Here is an 18,273-nt window from a genome sequence, read left to right on the forward strand (position 1 = left end):
AAAGACGCGCGAAAGAACCTGAGTTCTTCCGCGCGTCCTGTTGTTTGGGATTACTCAGCGATATCGACGGATTCGAAGGTGAAGTCGCCAAGCGGGCTCATGGTGAAGCCGGAAACCTTGGCGGACATCGGAACGAACTGCGTGGAGTGCGCAAGCGTCGCCCACGGAGCCTGTTCCTTGAAGATCACCTGCGCCTGCTCATAGAGCTTTGTGCGCTCGGCAACGTCAGTGGTCTGCTTTGCCTTGGAAAGCAGTTCGGAGAACTCCTTATTGCACCACTGAGCACGGTTTGCACCGCCTTCGCCGGTTGCAGCGCAGGAAAGCAGAACGCCCATGAAGTTATCAGGGTCACCGTTGTCGCCGGTCCAGCCGAGGATGACGGCACCGTCGCGGTTCACTTCAGTCGACTTCTTGAGGTATTCACCCCATTCGAAGGAGACGATCTCGGCCTTGACGCCAACCTTCGCGAAATCCGACTGGATCAGCTCGGCGGTGCGGCGGGCATTCGGCATGTATGGACGCTGAACCGGCATCGCCCAGATCTTCATCGTCAGATCCTTGACGCCAGCGGCTTCGAGAGCCTTCTTGGCAGCTTCCGGATCGTAAGGATCGTCCTTGATGCTGTCGTTGTAGGACCACATCGTCGGCGGGATCGGGTTCTTGGCAACCGTGCCGGCACCCTGGAATACGGCGTCGATGATGGCCTGCTTGTTCATCGCCATGTTCAGCGCCTTGCGGACTTCCGGCTTGTCGAAAGGTGCAACAGTGGTGTTGTAGGCGAAGTAGGCAACGTTCAGGCCCGGCTGTTCATCGAGCTTGAGGTTGGAATCGGCACGAATGGTGGCGAGGTCGGCCGGGGCCGGATAAGGCATAAGGTGGCATTCGCCAGCCTTCAGCTTCTGCAGACGAACGGCAGCGTCCGGCGTGATCGCGAAGATCAGATCGTCGATCTTCGGAGCTTCGCCCCAGTAGTCGGCGTTCTTCTGGTAGCGGATGACCGCGTCCTTCTGATAGGCGACGAACTTGAACGGGCCGGTGCCGATCGGCAGGTTGTTGAAGTCTTCCTTGGTGCCGGCCTTATCAAGCGTATCAGCATATTCCTTCGAAACGATCGAAGCGAAAGGCATCGCGATATTGGCAAGGAACGGAGCTTCAGGACGGGTCAGCACGAACTTCACGGTGTAATCGTCAACCTTGACGATTTCCTTGATCAGCGACGGCATTTCCATGGAGTTGTAATATTCGTAGGTGATGCCTGCGATATACTGGTTCCACGGGTTCTTTGTGTCACCCTGGCGGTTGTAGCTGAAGATCACATCATCGGCGTTGAAATCGCGGCTTGGCGTGAACTTCTCGTTGGAGTGCCACTTTACGCCCTTGCGCAGGTGGAACGTGTATTCGAGGCCATCGCTCGAAACTTCCCACTTTTCGGCAAGGCCTGGCTCAACTTCGGTCGTGCCCTTCTTGAACTCGGTCAGACGGTTGTAGACCGGATGCGCGGAGGCATCGAAGGTGCCGCCGGCGGTGTAAGGCGAAGGATCGAAGCCTTCCGGAGATGCCTCGGAGCAATAAACGAAGGTCTTCGCCATGGCGGGCACGGCGGAAGCCATCGCAAGCGCAGAGGCTATAAGCAAACTGCGGGTCAGCGTTTTCATCTGGTGGTCCTTTCCCTCTTTTTCTGAGTTTATGCGACCCCGTTTTAAGGGGCCTACCTGTCCTGGTCAGCGACGACGCGGAGCCCCGTGTCGCCGTTCGGTCCTGTGCCTCCCGACCAATTACCCGGCGACCGGCTGGAACAGCCGGTCGAGGTTCTTTTCCGGCGGGCAGAACCAGCGTGGTCCCGCCTCCGTCATATAAGCTATATCCTCGAGACGGACGCCGCATTCCCCATAAACGCACAGCATCGGCTCGATGGAAAAGCACATTCCCGGCTGAAGTGCCGTGGCATTTCCTGCAACGATATAGGGTTCTTCGTGAATATCCAGCCCAAGCCCATGGCCGGTGCGATGCGGTAGACCCGGAACCTGATAATCCGGCCCAAAACCGGCCGCCTTCAGGCTGTCGCGCGCGGCCTTGTCCACGTCCGAGCAGGCAGCACCGACCCGGGCCGCGTCAAAGGCAGCAGCCTGCGCGTCCCGCTCGGCGTTCCAGAGAAAACGCTGCCGTTCCGTCGGCTGGCCGAACACATAGGTGCGGGTGATATCCGAACGATAGCCATGAAGGATGCCGCCGAGATCGACCAGCACCATGTCGCCGTCAACAAGCGTCTGCGCATAGGGCACGCCATGCGGATAAGCCGTCGCCTCGCCGAACTGAACCGCCACGAAAAGCGGCTTCATGCCAAGCGCAACATGTGCGGCGTTAACGAAGTCAGCCACTTCCGTGGTGGATATGCCGGGACGCAGCCCCTCGAACACGGCCTTCTGCACGCCGTAGCTCGCATCCATCGCCGCCTGGATGATGGCAATCTCGGCTGCGGATTTGACCTGCCGCTGTGCGACAATCATCGGCTGGGCGGAAATGATGCGGCCTTCCAGACGCTGCATCAGGGCCGATGCGAAAACGAAAGGAGTGGCAGGATCGATCGCGACAAGGTGGCCGGGACAGCCGAGCGCTTCGATGCGCTTTGCCATCAGGTCAAAAGGACTTTCATCCTCTTCCCAGACGGCAACTTCGCCCTCGATACGGATCATCGTCCGTAGTTTCGGCTCCTCAAATGCCGGACTGACATAGACCGGCTTGCCTTCTGCCGGCACCAGGGCGCCGTGAATGCGCTCCGAAAGACCAAGCGACAGGCCAGTATAATAGGTCAGCGACGATGATGCATCGAGCCAGACCGCCTTGATATTTTGCTGGATTAGCTGCGCTTGCAGGCCGCGCAACCGCAACCCGAGCTCGTCTTCAGCGATCGATGAAACCGCGATCGGCTGAAACCGCTTCAGCGCCTCTTGAAAGTCTGCCATTCTCTCCCCGCCGCTTTCAGGCGCACAGACACAAGCGTGTCGGCAACTCCCAAGCGTTCTTTTGCCAATGCTTAAACACAGGCCGGGGCCTAAGCAATGGGCCAGGACGATGCACCGCCACAAAACTGTGCATATTCATCTAGACATAACGAAATCGTGATCGACACGCGCCCGATTTCGACAATCATCGCCTTGACGGGAAAATCAGAAATCCCCCGAAAACTTAAGGGGAAAAGCGGGGTATCGGTCATCCGGGCGCAGACGGCGCGCAGAAACCTCACCGCAAGATGCATTGGAAAAAGAAGCCCAGAAAAGGAAAAAGCCTGCCGCGGGAGGAGGTGCGGCAGGCTTCAAACTTGATCGGTGATTGGGAGGAGGAGTACCACCGATCCGCATCGAGCGACACTGGGAGGAGGAGTGCGTCGCTTCGATGTTTTGAATATAGCGGTATCCGCGATTTTTAACAGAGCAAGTCTCGCAATGCAGCATTGCATTTTTGCATAGCTCGAAAATTCCTGCTTTGTTTTTTAGCACTCCCGCAGAAGACGTTGGAAATCAACTTTCCCGATGCACTTGAAAACCGGCAAAGGACTGGTTGACCGGCATGAGTTCGAGGCTGTTGATGTTGATATGTTTGGGCTGCGAGGCGACCCAATGGATCGTATTGGCGATATCCTCGGCCGTGATCGGATTGACGCCCTTGTAAAGATTGTCCGAGGCATCCTGATTGCCGCCGGTGCGAACAAGCGTGAATTCCGTTTCGCACATGCCCGGTTCGATCGAGGTGACGCGCACGCCCTTGCCATGCAGGTCGGAGCGCAGACCTAGCGAGAATTGCCGCAGGAAGGCTTTCGTTCCGGCATAGACATTGCCGCCCGCATAGGGCCAGTGCGCAGCTACCGAGGAAAGGTTGATGACAATGCCCTTGCGGTCGATCAACGTGGGCAAAAGATGGTGGGTGATGTTCAAAAGACCGGTGATGTTGGTGTTCACCATGGTCTGCCAGTCTTTCAGCGGCACCTGCGGTGCAGGTGCGGTGCCGAGCGCAAGCCCCGCATTGTTGACGAGAATATCGATGTCCCGGAAACCTTCCGGCAAAGCCGCAAGTGCCTTTTTAGTGGCATCTTCGTCGGTAACATCGAAGGCAGCGCCGTGAAAGGCGGAGCCGAGTTCTTGCGCCAGGGCCTCCAGCCGTTCCGCCCGCCGACCTGTGCCAATGACCTTCCAGCCTTCCTTGACGAAGCGCCGCGCCGTGGCCTGTCCGAAGCCGGACGTGGCGCCGGTGATGAGGATGGTACCGCTCATGATGATGTCTCCAGTAAATTCGTTCTGTCGGGATCAGTCTGTGTCAGTAATTTTTCAGCGGCGGCCGCCAGACAGCGCTTATACGCCTCGAGATCCGTATAAAGGGCCTCTGCCGTCGCGTTGCCAACGATGACGACGCCGCCACGCCGCAAAATTCCGCCGTGCAGCATGAGATTGTCGACCATGTCGAAATTCTCGATCGACAAACCGTCCGGGCCGCGATAGCGCCCTGTTTCATCGATTGCGGCAACACCGTTATATTGCGCCTTGATGCGAGTGAAGTGATTGGCCGCGACATTGGTGTAGGCGAAAACCGGCTTGCCCAGCGCGCACATGAACCCCAGTTCGTAGCTCGTTCCCGTATCGGCGGCGATGCCGCGAAACGGCGTGAGATTGGCGATGACCGCATCCGCTTCCAGCATCATCCGCTCGTCTATGGCATTGATGTTGCAGCCGTGGCCGATTTTCGTGTCCGCGGGCGGAATTTCCAAATCGCCCGGCGAAAGCGGCGTAAACCCGGCCTCGCGTGCAAGCGAGGCCTTGAGGTCGAGCATTTCACGGGCATTCGGGAGGAAGACCTCCGGCCCGGCGAGATAGATTTTCTTTGTCATAGGAAATTTCATACAATTTGGAGAAACAGGATTTCCGCAAACCTAACCCGGAGACTTTCGCAAACGCAAGTACCAAGGGGACATGCGCCAAGGCGCGTCGGAGCGACCTACAAAACGGTATCGTCAAACCTGTCTTTCCGTTATAGCCGGAGCAACGAACTGGACATTCCCGGAGCAAGACAATGGCAGCAACCATCCGTTATCACGAAGGCGATATTTCCGCCGCAGATGCCGCACGCTACCTTGGCGCCATCGCAATCGATACGGAAACACTGGGGCTGGTGCCACGCCGCGACCGTCTCTGTGTCGTTCAGCTTTCTCCTGGAGACGGTACGGCGGATGTCATCCGCATCGCCGCCGGCCAGAAGGAGGCTCCAAACCTCACCCATATGCTTGCAGACCCTGCCCGGCAGAAGATTTTTCACTATGGCCGTTTCGATATCGCCGTTCTGTTCCACACGTTCGGTGTGACGACGACGCCGGTTTTCTGCACCAAGATCGCCTCCCGCCTGACCCGCACCTATACCGACCGGCACGGGCTGAAGGACAATCTGAAGGAAATGCTTGAGGTCGACATCTCCAAGGCGCAGCAATCGTCCGACTGGGCAGCAGAAAAACTGTCACCCGCACAGCTCGAATATGCTGCATCCGATGTGCTGCATTTGCATGCGCTGCGCGACAAGCTGACACACCGCCTCGTGCGTGATGGTCGCCTCGATCATGCCGATGCCTGTTTCGCGTTTCTGCCGACCCGTGCCAAGCTCGATCTTCTGGGCTGGGACGAAACGGATATCTTCGCCCATAGCTGAGCGGTTTCACGCTTCGTTTAAGGACTGATTTACCGAAACTGCCTATTCTCGGCCGCAACTTTGGGTGGCCGGGGACTTCCAGATGATTACACCGTTGCAGCAGACGGCAAGCATTGCAGTCAGCGACCTCATGCGGTCGATGGTGGAAACCATTGAGGAACGCCATCGCGAAGAGCAGGAAAAAGCGAACGGTACCAAAAAAGACGAGACGATAAAGACCCAGCCGCAGCCGGACCAAAGCCATCGCGTTGCCAATGAAAAGATAAGCGCCTATCTGTTCGGCGCCATGAAGCCTGATGGCGATGCCTTCGCCTCGCTTGTCTCCCGTTTCTCGTCTGCGCTTGGCATCACCCAGGAAAACAATGAATCGAACGCCGCTTTCGCACAAAGGCTTCAGGACGCGCTGACCCTGACCGACGGCTTTGAAAAAACCGATGCGGCAGGAAAAGCCACGACGATTTCGCTGAAATCCTTCGGCGTTTCGGGAGCGCAGGTCGTGGAAGTCCTGAATAACGGCGTAACTGCCAAGACCGCGCCCATGGCAGCACTTGCCGCACGCATTGCCCAAAATGCCGGCCTGAGCGGCAAGGAAGAAGATTTCGGCGTGCAGATGTCGAAAGCAATCATGGCAGTGCGCGCCACCGCACCCAAAAATGTCAATGATCTCGAAGAATCGACTGGCCTCAAGGAACTTGGTATTTCCGCGCAGCAGATGATCGCCGCAATCGCAAACCCATTTGGCGATGCGGCACGCGCCGTGAAGAATGCGCTGAACGATCAGGCGCAGGGCACCCAATTCATGACACGGGAAACCATGAAGGTCATCCAGCGCCTGGAAGACGTTGCCGATCCGAAAACCAAGGAAGAATTGCAGGCCGAACGCGGCAAAAACCGCATGGGCGAAATCAACGATGCCGAAGTTGCGGCGGAGCGGGAAGAGGATATCCAGACCCGAGACGCACAGGGCAAGCTGGAGGATGTGCAAAAACTTCAGGACGTCGTGAAGGAACACATAGACGCTGCCGCCGAAGAAAAAGCGCAAGGCACTGACGGGCAAGGCCCGGTCGATATTTCATCGGAAATCGCCCTTATCTCCGTGCTCGCGGCAACGCCATCAAGCGAAACGGCCCAGGCTGAAAATGACAACGAACCCGCAGAGACAGACGCCGCAACCAAGACGGAAGCCGATCAGAAAGACGACGCCGAAAAACTGCTTGATGTTCAGGCAGTCGTCGATAACGCCCGCAGCGCCATTTTGCCGATCTCGATAGACGACAATGGAATTTATGCACTGCTGAAGAAGAAGGCGGCATGATCTCGCCGCTACCGATAGTCACTTGAGCGAAACATGATGTGAGTTCAAACATGTCTCAAATTTCCGGCATATCCGGCAGCGCCGGCCTCGATGCCGAACCAAATGCGGCGCAAGCGCTGCTCTCCATCGCCGCTCCGCCGCTGGCGCCGAATGACGACAATTTCGTTGCCGCAAGCGAGGAAGACAACCTCATCGCCCCCGTGGAAAATCGCCCCGAGAGAGGTTTTCCCAAGGCAAGCTGGCTCGACGCGATGCCACCGGAAGCCTTTGAGGCAGCGGATAGCGAACCGGACCATATTTCATCGGTCAATTCCGACGATAACGGGCTTTACCGCATGTTCATCAGCGTCTCTCCCTGATTGCCATATCGACACGATTTTTATGGTTAGCGAATTCTTAATATCTACGGCCCAGACTCAGGGTTGATGATTCTGTGTGCATCGCGAAGAGCTGGCATTCCTGCCAGCGACGCACACGGCGCTCCCGCATGAGCGGGCGAGATGACACCTGTACATCACCGGCGCGGCAATCTTTCAACATAGGCCAAATGCGGATCAGAGAGCCAGGGACTGGCCCTTTCGCAGCCAGCGCCGGTAATCGATAGGAACGGAGCGCAGCATGTTACCGCCTGTACCGAAAATTCCGGCAGCCGATGCCGCCTATGGAGCCGCAGCCTCGCAGACGCAGCGCGGGGAGCCGAAGGAGGCCGTGCAGCCGCAGGCAAGCAATCTTGCTCCCGACAATGGCAGCAGTCTTTTCGCCAAAGCCGCAGTCACCTCTCTCGCCAGCGAATATCAGCTTTCCCGCAGCACCGCCGTTCTGGCGGAGGCGCTTGGCAAGCTGATGAACCTCCCAAGACGCGACGGCGAAGCCATTCAAACCTATGTGATGCGTCTGACGGATGCGCTGCGCGCCCTGCCCGCACCGCAGCGCCTGGCGCTGGAACAACAGGTCAGCAAAGTCCTGCAGGGGTTGAGCCTTTCGATGCTCGCAGAAATCCTGAAACAGCCAACCGGGCCGGATGCCGCAAGGCTTGCGCTGCTGATCGAACTTTCCCGCTACAAGGGAACGGATCTTGCGGCGAAGGCGGTGGTGTCCTCTTATCAGCAGAACAATTCGGCCAATCCGGTGACCGCGCAGCCAGTGCAAGCGAGACAGCAGAACGGCCCGAGCCAGAGTGCTGACGGCCGCCCAAACCCGGCAACGACCACCACAACAACAGCACAACCGGCAACCGCCGCCGCGCCCGGCCGGCTGTTGCCTATGCTCATCGGCCCGCTTGCCCAAAGCGCCGCCGCAATAAAAGCCATGGTTGCGGCGCAGGCAGCGCCGCAAGGCCCGCAGGCCAATCTTCCCGCCCCACCTGCCGACATGTCCGACTCTCCGCACGATTCGGCAAAACCGGAAGGGAAAGCCGCCGAAAGCACCGTACGCTCGCCTCAGCCGCAAACGGGCAGCACAACAAAAGAAGCTTCGACAGATGCCCGCCCGGCAAATCCGCCACGGGCTGAGAACGCCGAGATGCGCCCTGCACTTCAGCATCGGGACACGATGAAGCTGGAGCCGAGGGAAATCCGCACTACCTTGAACCCGCCATCCGGCCAGTCCACGGCTGGCGCCAAGGATATGGAAAACCTGCTCCTTGCTGCAGTGGCCGGCAAACTTCCCGCCAAGGCCACCACCGCTGCCCAGCTTTCCGCCACGCCACCGGGCGCCGTACCGCAACCACTCGAAGAGCAGCCTGCCGAAAAAACTGCCCTCGCAGCGCCCATCCACCCGACCGGGGAGGAAACGGAGACGATTACCAACCGGCCAGAAGCCCAGCCCATGCCCCGCGCCGCTCTCGACCCGGAAGCAAGAATGGCGATGCTGGAACAAACGGCCTCGCAATCGCTGATCGCTGCAGCTCTGGCAAAAGACGGCACGCCGTTACCGCTCGTCGCATACCCACCGGCGGAAGAGGACCACGAATCGGAAACGCCGCATCGCGGGCGTGGTCCATTTTCCGAGGATGAAGCGAATGGCGAGGCGGAGGGCGAAAATCCCGACGGTCAAGACGAGATGGAAGAGCGGGTGGCCGCCAATGACGAGATTGGGGATGGGGAAAATCCGCGGACAGCGGCTTTCGACGACAGTGCGGAAAATTATTACCTCAAGATGAGTGGCATGCACTGAATTCCGCGCCGCCCATTGGCCTGTGCCACGAACACTGTAGCCAACAAAAAACCCGCCGGAAAATTCCGGCGGGTTCTTTATATCAAACGATCTCTAGCGATTATTCGCTGCGGTTCTTCAGAGCCGCACCGAGGATGTCGCCGAGCGAAGCGCCAGAGTCGGACGAACCGAACTGTGCGACGGCTTCCTTCTCTTCAGCGATTTCCAGAGCCTTGATCGAAAGCATGACCTTGCGGTCCTTCTTCGAGAAGTTGACGACGCGAGCGTCGAAAACCTGGCCAACTGCGAAACGCTCCGGACGCTGATCGTCACGATCGCGTGCGAGGTCGTTGCGGCGGATGAAGGAGGTGATGTCCTCGTGGTTGACGAGCTTCACTTCCACGCCACCGTCGTTAACGGCGATGACTTCGCACGAAACGACTGCGTTCTTGCGCAGGTCGCCGGACGTTGCGGCTTCACCGACAGCATCCTTGCCGAGCTGCTTGATGCCGAGCGAGATGCGTTCCTTCTCGACGTCAACATCGAGAACGACGGCCTTGACCACGTCACCCTTGTTGAACTCTTCGATGACCTGTTCGCCCGGACGGTTCCAGTCGAGATCCGACAGGTGAACCATGCCGTCGACATCGCCTTCGAGGCCGATGAACAGGCCGAATTCGGTCTTGTTCTTGACTTCGCCTTCGACTTCAGTGCCGGCCGGATGGCTGAAGGCAAATGCCTGCCACGGGTTTTCCAGCGTCTGCTTGAGGCCGAGCGAGATACGGCGCTTGGACGGATCGACTTCGAGAACGACAACGTCAACTTCCTGGCTCGTGGACAGGATCTTGCCGGGATGTACGTTCTTCTTGGTCCAGGACATTTCGGAAATGTGGATCAGGCCTTCGATGCCCGGCTCCAGCTCTACGAATGCACCGTAGTCGGTGATGTTCGTGACCGTACCGGAGATCTTCTTGCCAACCGGGTACTTGGCGGAGATGCCATCCCACGGATCGGACTCGAGCTGCTTCATGCCGAGCGAGATACGGTGGGTTTCCTGGTTGATGCGGATGATCTGAACCTTGACCTGCTGGCCAATGTTGAGGATTTCCGAAGGATGGTTGACGCGGCGCCATGCCATGTCGGTAACGTGCAGCAGGCCGTCGATGCCGCCGAGGTCAACGAACGCACCGTAATCGGTGATGTTCTTGACGACGCCGTCAACAACCTGGCCTTCTTCGAGGTTCTGAACGATTTCAGAACGCTGCTCGGCGCGGGACTCTTCGAGAACCGTGCGGCGCGAGACAACGATGTTGCCGCGACGCTTGTCCATCTTGAGGATTTCGAAGGGCTGCGGGTTGTGCATCAGCGGGGTAACGTCGCGGATCGGACGGATGTCGACCTGCGAACGCGGAAGGAAGGCAACGGCGCCGTCCAGATCGACGGTGAAACCACCCTTGACCTGGTTGAAGATAACGCCTTCGACGCGCTCGCCAGCTTCGAACTTGGCTTCGAGCTTGACCCAGCTTTCTTCGCGGCGAGCCTTCTCGCGCGACAGAACGGCTTCGCCGAGTGCGTTTTCGATGCGCTCGACGTAAACTTCGACTTCGTCGCCGACCTTCAGCGTGCCGTCCTTGGACTTCGCGCCGAATTCCTTCAACGGTACGCGGCCTTCAACCTTGAGGCCAACGTCGACGATGGCAACGTCCTTCTCGATTGCCGTCACGATACCCTTGGCAACATAGCCTTCGGCAAGATCGTTAGAGGCAAAGGATTCTTCGAGAAGCGCTGCGAAATCTTCGCGCGTGGGGGTAGATACTGACATGAAATCTCCTGATTGCATCCGCGCGAGAGCGAATACAAAAGCGCCGGTGGGCTAGCGTTGTTGATACCCGAACCCATGCCCGCCTTTTCAAAAGGCTTCCCGGCGCAAGGACATGTCTTCAGGCAATTCCGGACTAAACGCGGACCGATTCAAGCGGTTCCGCGAAAAACCTGTTTCTTCAGGGCGGCGTCGATAATCATCCGCGCGGCCTGAAACGCCGCCTCTATACTCATTTCCGACGTATCTAGCAAGTGCGCGTCTTCAGCCGGTTTCAACGGGCTGTCGGCTCGGCCCATGTCGCGCTCGTCGCGTTTCTTCACCTCGGCGAAAATGGCGTCGTAGTCTGCAACGCTGCCGTTGGCGACAATTTCATCATAACGCCTGCGCGCCCGCACGTCCGGCGAAGCGGTGACGTAGAGTTTCACCGGCGCATCAGGGCACACCACCGTGCCGATGTCGCGGCCATCCAGAACCGTGCCCGGTTCCTTTGCCGCAAACCGCTGCTGCGCTGTCACGAGCGCGCGCCTCACCGGCGTCATCACCGCAATCCTGGACGCCGCCTCGCCGATATCGTGCCTTGAAAGCACCGCGCGGTCGAGGCCGGCAAGGTCGAGTTGCAGCGCCACCTTTTCAGCGACTTTCTCGTCATCGAGCGACAGGCCGGCGTCAAGAAGTGCCTTGGCCGTGGCTCTGTAGGTCAGCCCGGTGTCGAGATGATGGAAACCATAGGTCTCCGCAATCTTGCGTGACAAGGTCCCTTTGCCCGCCGCAGCTGGCCCATCTATGGCAATCGTAAAGGTCATGAAGCTTTCTGCCTGTGCGTCCATCATTAATACAGTAGAGTGCGTCGGCCTCCAATCTTTATGAGCAGCCTGACATACAAGTCGCATCATGGGAGGGCGGCCTCCAAAGTTTGTCTTTGACACGAAAGACCGCAACGATTAAGGGGACCGGCTAGAAATTTTACCGTCTATGCCGGTTTTACGGCGTACACACCGAAACTCATTCGACAATTTGAGGCTTAGACAGTGGCAAAAGCGGACCTTGGTACCAAGCGCACAGACCCCGATACCGGCAAGAAGTTCTACGATCTGAACCGCGACCCGGTCGTTTCTCCCTATAGCGGCAAGTCCTGGCCGCTCTCTTTCTTTGAAGAAAGCACCGCTCAGGCAAAGCTCGAGCAGGCTGAAGAAGAAGAAGTCGCGGAAGTCGATGCCGAAAACACGGAAGTCGAACTCGTATCGCTGGAAGACGCCGACGGCGACAACAGCGGCGACGATATCCCGGACCTGGGCGACGATGACGACGACGTGGAAATCGGCGACGACGACGACACCTTCCTTGAAGCCGACGAAGACGACGATGACGACGACATGTCCGGCATCATCGGCGTACCGGGCGACGACGAAGAAGCTTGATCTTATTGGATAAACCAGCCCGGCGACAAAAAAATGAAGCCGGGCTGTTTTTTGTGCTTGCACTCTTCGATTAGCCGAAGTAGTAAGCCGCCACCGAACGGAACAACAGCCGCTTCGGTTCCCGGAACCGGACGAAATGCCGGAACCCTTATGGGGCTATAGCTCAGCTGGGAGAGCGCTTGCATGGCATGCAAGAGGTCAGCGGTTCGATCCCGCTTAGCTCCACCAAACCTTCTAAAATACAAATTTCTATCGTCCAGCACGGGCGTTCGTGCGGCATTGTCTGTTCTTCGCGTTGACTATTGCAAGAGCGCCCGCACATCCTGCCCGTTGATCCGACATTCCACCGACGGAACGCCGCCGCCTTCTTCCAGCACCCGGCATTCCAGATATTTGCCGCGCAGGCGGTTCTCCAGCGCCTTGAAGGCGTTCAGGCCGCAGGCATAACGGCGGCCGTCAGGTCCGGCGCAAACCCGGTTGCGGTCGATGTCTTCCACGCCGGCGAGGCGGAACTCCTGTCCTTTGAAGGTGAAGCGATTGTTGGACGCAACGCGCAGGCGCTGATCCGCATATATTTTCAGGGGGTATGGATCGGGCGGGGTCGGAATACGCTCATAATTCTGATGGCGGGGATCGACCCTGACCGGAGAGGTCGTCCACAGCGTTTCCGTGTTTGCGGAGAGGCCAGTCGCTGGATATGCCGCCTCGCCATTCATGAGCGAGGCGATGCGGATGCCGGCTATACCAAGCCCCGTGACCAGCACGATCTGAAACAGCAAAATGAAAACCTGCCGAACCATGTCACCGCACATCAAAACAATCGACAAGAAATAGATCGGCGTTTTTCAAGACAGACCGAACGCGATAAATATTACATCAATAAAATCTTGCGCGAGGTGATGTCTCGCACCGTGCCCATCGCCATGATTGGAATGCGGTCACCATCAAGGATAACCCTGCCCGTTGTCCGCAGCCAGCGAAAATCGCCGGATTTGAGTTCGATGCGGTATTGCTGATCATAGAACACGCCGTTCGTCAGCGAGTTGTAAACCGCCTTGGCCACGCGCGCGCGCGAGCCGCTTTCGATCTGATCTATGAAATCCTCCACGGGAATGCCGCGGGCGGCTTTCTCTTCGGAAAATTCGCGCAGGCGAGCCGCCACAGCATCCAGATAAACCAGATTCTGTCCCACGTTCCAGGTGTAATAACCCACAAGTGTTTCTTCGAGATATATATCCTCTAACATCGGCCTTCTACATTATGGATGCTTTTGACGCGGGTCTTAACATAAAGGACGATACGCGACTAACCACAAGCACTTATTCTTTTGTCTGATCGCTACGTAAAGTTTTACATGCGCGGCGGCATCCGCGTTTCCCCGCCCGCTTGTTGGCGAACAGGCATTCCTGTGCCAAAGAAGGTCGATACCGACGCCATCTACCAGAGGAGCCGCCGTGACCATAGGGCTTGCCCACGCCGAACTCATCGCCGTCGTCACCGCCATCACCACGGACGAGCCGCGGGTAATGACCGTGCGGGCGGGCGCGGCACTTCCATCAGGGCCGTTTGAATTCGGACACAGGACGCTTCAGAGCGGGTTGAGAGAGTGGATACACGAACAGACACATCATCCCGTCGGCTATCTCGAACAACTCTACACCTTCGCCGACCGGGACCGCAACAATGACATTCTTGGCGGAAGAACCATATCGATCGGTTATCTCGGGCTGGTTCGCGAACAGGAGCCGCCCGGCAATGGCCGCCCTATCTGGCATGGCTGGTACGAGTATTTTCCTTGGGAAGACCATCGGCAGGGCCGGCCGGCGGTTCTGGACACAATCATCGAGAAGCTGCGCTGCTGGGCGGATTCCGACCCTGCCTGCAAAGGCCAGCGCCATTTACGCGCCGACTTCACCTTCGGCCTTGATGGCGGCGGCTGGAACGAGGAACTGACACTTCAGCGCTACGAATTGCTCTATGAGGCCGGACTGGTCGAAGAAGCCCAGAGTGAGCCTCGGATCAATTTCGGCAGACCGATGTTTGCCGATCACCGTCGCATTCTTGCCACCGGCATCGCGCGCCTCCGGGCTAAGATTAAATACCGGCCTGTAGTTTTCGAACTGATGGCCGACGCTTTCACCCTGCTGCAATTGCAGCGCGCGGTGGAGGCGCTCGCCGGTCTGACGCTGCACAAGCAGAACTTCCGCCGGCTGATAGAACAGCAACAGCTGGTGGAAGAAACTGGCGACATGGCGACCGAAACCGGCGGACGCCCTGCAAAGCTCTTCCGATTCCGCCAGACCGTTGTGGATGAACGCGCCCTTTCCGGAACCAAACTGCCACTCTCCCGCAATTGACATATGCTCACAATGAGAATATCTGTTTGCCGTAGATATACTCAAATAGAGTATAAATGGGAGAGTGCCGTGAACGAACAGATATCTGCCGCAAGCCTTTACGACCGCGTCAGCCGCGTCATTCCCAAGGCGGAATGGATGGGTTTTCAGGATGATGTGGAGGCGATCCTCGATCTGAAGCGCAGGCGCAACGCCGTCATCCTCGCCCATAATTACCAGACGCCGGAAATCTTCCACGGCGTTGCCGATATCGTTGGCGATAGCCTCGCCCTTGCGCGCAAGGCAATGGAAGTAGAAGCGGATGTGATCGTTCTCGCCGGCGTGCATTTCATGGCCGAGACGGCAAAGCTGCTCAATCCGGGAAAAACCGTGCTTATTCCGGATATGGCCGCCGGCTGCTCGCTCGCCGATTCCATCACGCCCGAAGACATCGCACTTCTGCGCAAGGCCTATCCCGGCGTTCCTGTCGTCACTTACGTGAACACCTCGGCGGCGGTGAAGGCGGCTTCCGACATATGCTGCACCTCCGGCAATGCCCGCCAGGTGGTGGAATCGCTCGGCGTGCCGCGCGTGCTGATGCTGCCGGACGAATATCTGGCGAAGAATGTGGCGCGGGAGACCAATGTCGAACTCATCGCATGGCGCGGCCATTGCGAGGTGCATGAGCTTTTCACCGCCGACGACATCAGGGAATTGCGCGAAAGCCATCCCGGCATCACCGTTCTCGCGCATCCCGAATGTCCGCCCGATGTCGTCGAGGCCGCAGATTTTTCCGGCTCGACCGCTGTCATGTCGGATTACGTCGGCCGGGAAAGACCGGCCCGCGTGGTGCTTTTGACGGAATGCTCGATGAGCGACAATGTCGCCGTGCATCATCCCGATGTCGAATTCATCCGCCCCTGCAACCTCTGCCCGCACATGAAGCGCATCACGCTCGGCAATATCCGCACAGCGCTTGAAGAAAACCGCCACGAGGTGACAATCGATCCGGCTGTTGCGGTCGCCGCCCGCCGCGCGGTGGAAAGGATGCTGGCGGTATGAGTGACGCTCTGTCGCAATATGCGGGCAGGACGGTCATCGTCGGCAGCGGTATTGCCGGCCTGATGGCAGCATTGACGCTCGCACCGCAACCGGTCCTGCTTCTGACCCGCGGCGCGCTCGGTGGCGAAACGTCCAGCGCCTGGGCGCAGGGCGGCATTGCCGCAAGCCTTGGCGCTGACGACAGCACTGCACTGCATCTTGCCGATACGCTCGCCGCAGGCGACGGCCTCTGTGACGCGGCTATGGCAGCAGATATCGTCTCCACCGCCCCCGCCGTCATCGATGCCCTGGAACGAGCCGGAGTTCGTTTCGATCGCGATGCACAAGGCAGGCTCGTTTTCGGGCTGGAAGCCGCCCATGGCCGCCGGCGCATCCTGCATGCCGAAGGTGACGGCTCGGGTGCGGCCATTGTGAGGGCTCTTGCAGCCGCCGTTCTCAACACGCCGTCCATCGCAGTCCTGGAAGGTGCGGAGGTGCGCCGGCTGCTGACAGAGGGCGGGGCCATAACCGGTCTCATCTGCGCCGGGCAAAAGGGCAGCTTTGTTCTGCCGGCCACAAACGTCATTCTTGCAACCGGTGGCCTCGGCGGGCTGTATGAGGCCACCACCAATCCCCCCGGCAATTTCGGACAGGGGATCATGCTCGCCGCGCGCGCCGGAGCCATCCTCACTGATATGGAATTCGTCCAGTTCCACCCAACGGCGCTTTCCTCTCCCCGGCGGCCGCTGGCTCTGGTCAGCGAGGCGGTGCGGGGCGAAGGTGCCGTTCTTCTCAATGAAAGCGGCGAACGTTTCATGGCGACCGTTCCGGGTGCAGAACTTGCCTCCCGCGATATTGTCGCCCGCGCCATCGACCGGGAAATCCTGCGCGGCGGCAAAGTCTTTCTCGATGCCCGCAAGGCGATCGGCAGCGGTTTTTCGGCGCGTTTCCCGTCAATCGACCTGCTATGCCGCGAGGCTGGTATAGACCCCGCCCGCGAACTCGTGCCCGTCCGTCCCGCCGTGCACTACCACATGGGCGGCGTCGCCACGGATGGTAATGGCCGTAGTTCCGTGCCGGGCCTATGGGTTGCGGGCGAAACCGCCTGCACCGGTCTTCACGGGGCTAACCGGCTGGCCAGCAACTCCCTGCTGGAGGCGGCTGCCATGGGCATGCGTGCGGCAAAAGATATTGCCGCCCGACCGGCATCAAAACGGGTGACAGCTGTCACGCCATTCGCAACGCCTGTTCTTTCGGCAGCAGACCCGTCTATCGTCCGGCCCATCGTCTCCCGCCATCTCGGCATCGCCAGACATGAAGCGGGGTTGATCAGCGCGATCAGCGAACTTCTCCCACTGGCCGAACAGAACGGCCCGGCATCCGATCCCGCCATCGTCGGGCTCGCAATCGCCGTCTTCGCCGCCTTGCGAAGAGAATCGCGCGGGGCCCATTTCCGCAACGACTTCTCGGAAAAGGACGCGACCGCCACAAGGCGCAGGCTTTGCCTGTCCGATGTCATCGCCATTGCCCATGACCTCTCATCGTCCAATCTTTTTTCTTCCAGCATTGCGCGGAGCGCCTGACATGACCCTCACCCCTCTGCCACGCATTATCGTGGAGCCGCTTGTCCGCAACGCCCTTCTGGAAGACCTGGGTCTGGCGGGCGACATCACGTCCGCCGCAGTCATCCCCGCTGATCATCGCTCAGTCGTCGTCATGGCGGCGCGTGAACCGGGTGTCATCGCAGGTCTTGATGCCGCAGAACTGGCTTTCCAGTTGGTGGACCCGACAATCGTGATGAGGCGGCAGGTGCAGGATGGCGCGGCGGTCGCTCCGGGCGATATTATCGCGACGATCGAGGGTCCCTCGCGCGGTCTTTTGACGGCGGAGCGCACCGCCCTTAATTTTCTCGGCCATCTCTCAGGCATCGCGTCCGTCACCGCTACAATTGCTGCCGCCATCTCCGGCACCAGAGCCTCGGTTGCCTGCACCCGCAAAACGACGCCGGGCCTCAGGGCGCTGGAAAAATATGCCGTGCGCGCCGGCGGCGGCATGAACCACCGTTTTGCCCTTTATGATGCTGTTCTCATCAAGGACAACCACATCGCCGTAGCCGGCGGCGTGCGTGACGCTATCCGCAGCGCCAAGGCGGGTGTCGGACATCTGGTCAAGATTGAGGTGGAGGTCGATACGCTCTTGCAATTGCGCGAAGCGATGGAGGAAGGGGTCGACGCGGTTCTACTCGACAACATGCCGCCGGAACAGCTGCGCGAGGCGGTGCAGATCGTCGCCGGACGCGCCATCACCGAGGCCTCCGGACGCATCACCCCTCAAACCGCAGCAGCCATTGCAGCAACCGGCATCGATCTCATCTCCGTCGGCTGGCTGACCCACAGCGCGCCGGTTCTGGATATCGGGCTGGACTTTCAAAGCCAAAGCTGACGAAAGCAAGGAGACCGGAACAAAATCCTCGATTGGCCGTTAATTCCCTGCCTGGGG

17 protein-coding genes and 1 tRNA gene are annotated in these 18,273 nt (G+C 58.9%); 10 read left to right on the top strand and 8 right to left on the bottom strand.

Annotated elements, in window-relative coordinates; all coding sequences use genetic code 11:
- Positions 1 to 50 precede the first annotated feature (50 nt).
- The 4 genes from GH784_RS11475 to GH784_RS11495 form a co-directional block, all read right to left on the bottom strand.
- The gene (locus GH784_RS11475) at positions 51 to 1,655 is read right to left on the bottom strand and encodes an ABC transporter substrate-binding protein (protein ID WP_004431933.1); all 1,605 of its coding nucleotides are present in this window, start codon (positions 1,653 to 1,655) and stop codon (positions 51 to 53) included.
- A gap of 120 nt (positions 1,656 to 1,775) precedes the next feature.
- On the bottom strand, positions 1,776 to 2,963 hold the full coding sequence (locus GH784_RS11480) for a M24 family metallopeptidase (protein WP_038494675.1): 1,188 nt from the start codon (positions 2,961 to 2,963) through the stop codon (positions 1,776 to 1,778).
- 555 nt (positions 2,964 to 3,518) lie between these two features.
- Positions 3,519 to 4,268, bottom strand: a complete 750-nt coding sequence (locus tag GH784_RS11490; protein ID WP_004431929.1) for an SDR family oxidoreductase — start codon at positions 4,266 to 4,268, stop codon at positions 3,519 to 3,521.
- Positions 4,265 to 4,879: a nucleoside 2-deoxyribosyltransferase gene (locus GH784_RS11495; RefSeq protein WP_025595211.1), complete on the bottom strand. Its 615-nt coding sequence runs from the start codon at positions 4,877 to 4,879 to the stop codon at positions 4,265 to 4,267. The genes GH784_RS11490 and GH784_RS11495 overlap by 4 nt, the downstream gene beginning before the upstream one ends.
- Before the next feature lie 182 nt (positions 4,880 to 5,061).
- Here GH784_RS11495 and GH784_RS11500 point away from each other — a divergent pair, with 182 nt between their 5' ends.
- From GH784_RS11500 to GH784_RS11515, 4 genes are all read left to right on the top strand, one after another.
- On the top strand, positions 5,062 to 5,688 hold the full coding sequence (locus GH784_RS11500) for a ribonuclease D (protein WP_004431923.1): 627 nt from the start codon (positions 5,062 to 5,064) through the stop codon (positions 5,686 to 5,688).
- A gap of 82 nt (positions 5,689 to 5,770) precedes the next feature.
- Positions 5,771 to 7,003 (top strand): hypothetical protein, encoded by a 1,233-nt coding sequence (locus GH784_RS11505; protein WP_153793423.1) that lies wholly within the window; start codon positions 5,771 to 5,773, stop codon positions 7,001 to 7,003.
- Positions 7,004 to 7,053: 50 nt separating this feature from the next.
- Entirely contained in the window at positions 7,054 to 7,362 is a 309-nt protein-coding gene (locus GH784_RS11510) for a hypothetical protein (protein WP_004431913.1), read from the top strand.
- Between the two features lie 259 nt (positions 7,363 to 7,621).
- Positions 7,622 to 9,178, top strand: coding sequence for a hypothetical protein (locus tag GH784_RS11515; RefSeq protein WP_035199937.1), 1,557 nt, complete (start codon positions 7,622 to 7,624; stop codon positions 9,176 to 9,178).
- A 100-nt stretch (positions 9,179 to 9,278) separates the two neighbouring features.
- On the opposite strand, the gene rpsA is transcribed toward GH784_RS11515, so the two are convergent.
- The gene (rpsA, locus tag GH784_RS11520; RefSeq protein ID WP_004431908.1) at positions 9,279 to 10,979 is read right to left on the bottom strand and encodes a 30S ribosomal protein S1; all 1,701 of its coding nucleotides are present in this window, start codon (positions 10,977 to 10,979) and stop codon (positions 9,279 to 9,281) included.
- Between the two features lie 149 nt (positions 10,980 to 11,128).
- Positions 11,129 to 11,809 carry a (d)CMP kinase gene (gene cmk, locus GH784_RS11525; protein WP_004431904.1) on the bottom strand — a complete coding sequence of 227 codons (681 nt, stop codon included), beginning with the start codon at positions 11,807 to 11,809 and terminating at the stop codon, positions 11,129 to 11,131.
- Between the two features lie 198 nt (positions 11,810 to 12,007).
- On the opposite strand from cmk, the gene GH784_RS11530 reads away from it, so the two are divergent.
- Entirely contained in the window at positions 12,008 to 12,397 is a 390-nt protein-coding gene (locus GH784_RS11530; RefSeq protein WP_004431900.1) for a TIGR02300 family protein, read from the top strand.
- A gap of 152 nt (positions 12,398 to 12,549) precedes the next feature.
- A tRNA-Ala gene (locus GH784_RS11535) sits at positions 12,550 to 12,625 on the top strand.
- A gap of 71 nt (positions 12,626 to 12,696) precedes the next feature.
- Here GH784_RS11535 and GH784_RS11540 read toward each other — a convergent pair.
- Positions 12,697 to 13,197 (bottom strand): hypothetical protein, encoded by a 501-nt coding sequence (locus tag GH784_RS11540; RefSeq protein WP_025595216.1) that lies wholly within the window; start codon positions 13,195 to 13,197, stop codon positions 12,697 to 12,699.
- A gap of 71 nt (positions 13,198 to 13,268) precedes the next feature.
- A complete protein-coding gene (locus GH784_RS11545) occupies positions 13,269 to 13,643 on the bottom strand; it encodes a PAS domain-containing protein (RefSeq protein ID WP_004431894.1) in 375 nt (124 codons plus the stop codon).
- 208 nt (positions 13,644 to 13,851) lie between these two features.
- Here GH784_RS11545 and GH784_RS11550 point away from each other — a divergent pair, with 208 nt between their 5' ends.
- The 4 genes from GH784_RS11550 (at position 13,852) to nadC (ending at position 18,216) form a co-directional block, all read left to right on the top strand.
- A complete protein-coding gene (locus GH784_RS11550) occupies positions 13,852 to 14,754 on the top strand; it encodes an NUDIX hydrolase (protein ID WP_004431893.1) in 903 nt (300 codons plus the stop codon).
- 69 nt (positions 14,755 to 14,823) lie between these two features.
- A complete protein-coding gene (nadA, locus tag GH784_RS11555) occupies positions 14,824 to 15,795 on the top strand; it encodes a quinolinate synthase NadA (RefSeq protein ID WP_013762087.1) in 972 nt (323 codons plus the stop codon).
- Complete coding sequence (locus tag GH784_RS11560) at positions 15,792 to 17,357, top strand: L-aspartate oxidase (RefSeq protein ID WP_065702961.1); 1,566 nt, start codon at positions 15,792 to 15,794, stop codon at positions 17,355 to 17,357. Before nadA ends, GH784_RS11560 begins: the two co-directional genes overlap by 4 nt.
- A gap of 1 nt (position 17,358) precedes the next feature.
- Positions 17,359 to 18,216 carry a carboxylating nicotinate-nucleotide diphosphorylase gene (gene nadC / locus GH784_RS11565; RefSeq protein ID WP_038494650.1) on the top strand — a complete coding sequence of 286 codons (858 nt, stop codon included), beginning with the start codon at positions 17,359 to 17,361 and terminating at the stop codon, positions 18,214 to 18,216.
- The last annotated feature ends 57 nt before the right edge of the window (positions 18,217 to 18,273 follow it).

The organism is Agrobacterium tumefaciens (genome assembly GCF_009649785.1).
In the GTDB taxonomy this organism is placed as follows: Bacteria; Pseudomonadota; Alphaproteobacteria; order Rhizobiales; family Rhizobiaceae; genus Agrobacterium; species Agrobacterium tumefaciens.

Bases quoted from the DNA above. Each gene is read 5' to 3' on its own strand.
- GH784_RS11475 (WP_004431933.1), bottom strand. From the start codon at position 1,655: ATGAAAACGCTGACCCGCAGTTTGCTTATAGCCTCTGCGCTTGCGATG.
- GH784_RS11480 (WP_038494675.1), bottom strand. From the start codon at position 2,963: ATGGCAGACTTTCAAGAGGCGCTGAAGCGGTTTCAGCCGATCGCGGTT.
- GH784_RS11490 (WP_004431929.1), bottom strand. From the start codon at position 4,268: ATGAGCGGTACCATCCTCATCACCGGCGCCACGTCCGGCTTCGGACAG.
- GH784_RS11495 (WP_025595211.1), bottom strand. From the start codon at position 4,879: ATGACAAAGAAAATCTATCTCGCCGGGCCGGAGGTCTTCCTCCCGAAT.
- GH784_RS11500 (WP_004431923.1), top strand. From the start codon at position 5,062: ATGGCAGCAACCATCCGTTATCACGAAGGCGATATTTCCGCCGCAGAT.
- GH784_RS11505 (WP_153793423.1), top strand. From the start codon at position 5,771: ATGATTACACCGTTGCAGCAGACGGCAAGCATTGCAGTCAGCGACCTC.
- GH784_RS11510 (WP_004431913.1), top strand. From the start codon at position 7,054: ATGTCTCAAATTTCCGGCATATCCGGCAGCGCCGGCCTCGATGCCGAA.
- GH784_RS11515 (WP_035199937.1), top strand. From the start codon at position 7,622: ATGTTACCGCCTGTACCGAAAATTCCGGCAGCCGATGCCGCCTATGGA.
- rpsA (WP_004431908.1), bottom strand. From the start codon at position 10,979: ATGTCAGTATCTACCCCCACGCGCGAAGATTTCGCAGCGCTTCTCGAA.
- cmk (WP_004431904.1), bottom strand. From the start codon at position 11,809: ATGATGGACGCACAGGCAGAAAGCTTCATGACCTTTACGATTGCCATA.
- GH784_RS11540 (WP_025595216.1), bottom strand. From the start codon at position 13,197: ATGGTTCGGCAGGTTTTCATTTTGCTGTTTCAGATCGTGCTGGTCACG.
- GH784_RS11545 (WP_004431894.1), bottom strand. From the start codon at position 13,643: ATGTTAGAGGATATATATCTCGAAGAAACACTTGTGGGTTATTACACC.
- GH784_RS11560 (WP_065702961.1), top strand. From the start codon at position 15,792: ATGAGTGACGCTCTGTCGCAATATGCGGGCAGGACGGTCATCGTCGGC.
- nadC (WP_038494650.1), top strand. From the start codon at position 17,359: ATGACCCTCACCCCTCTGCCACGCATTATCGTGGAGCCGCTTGTCCGC.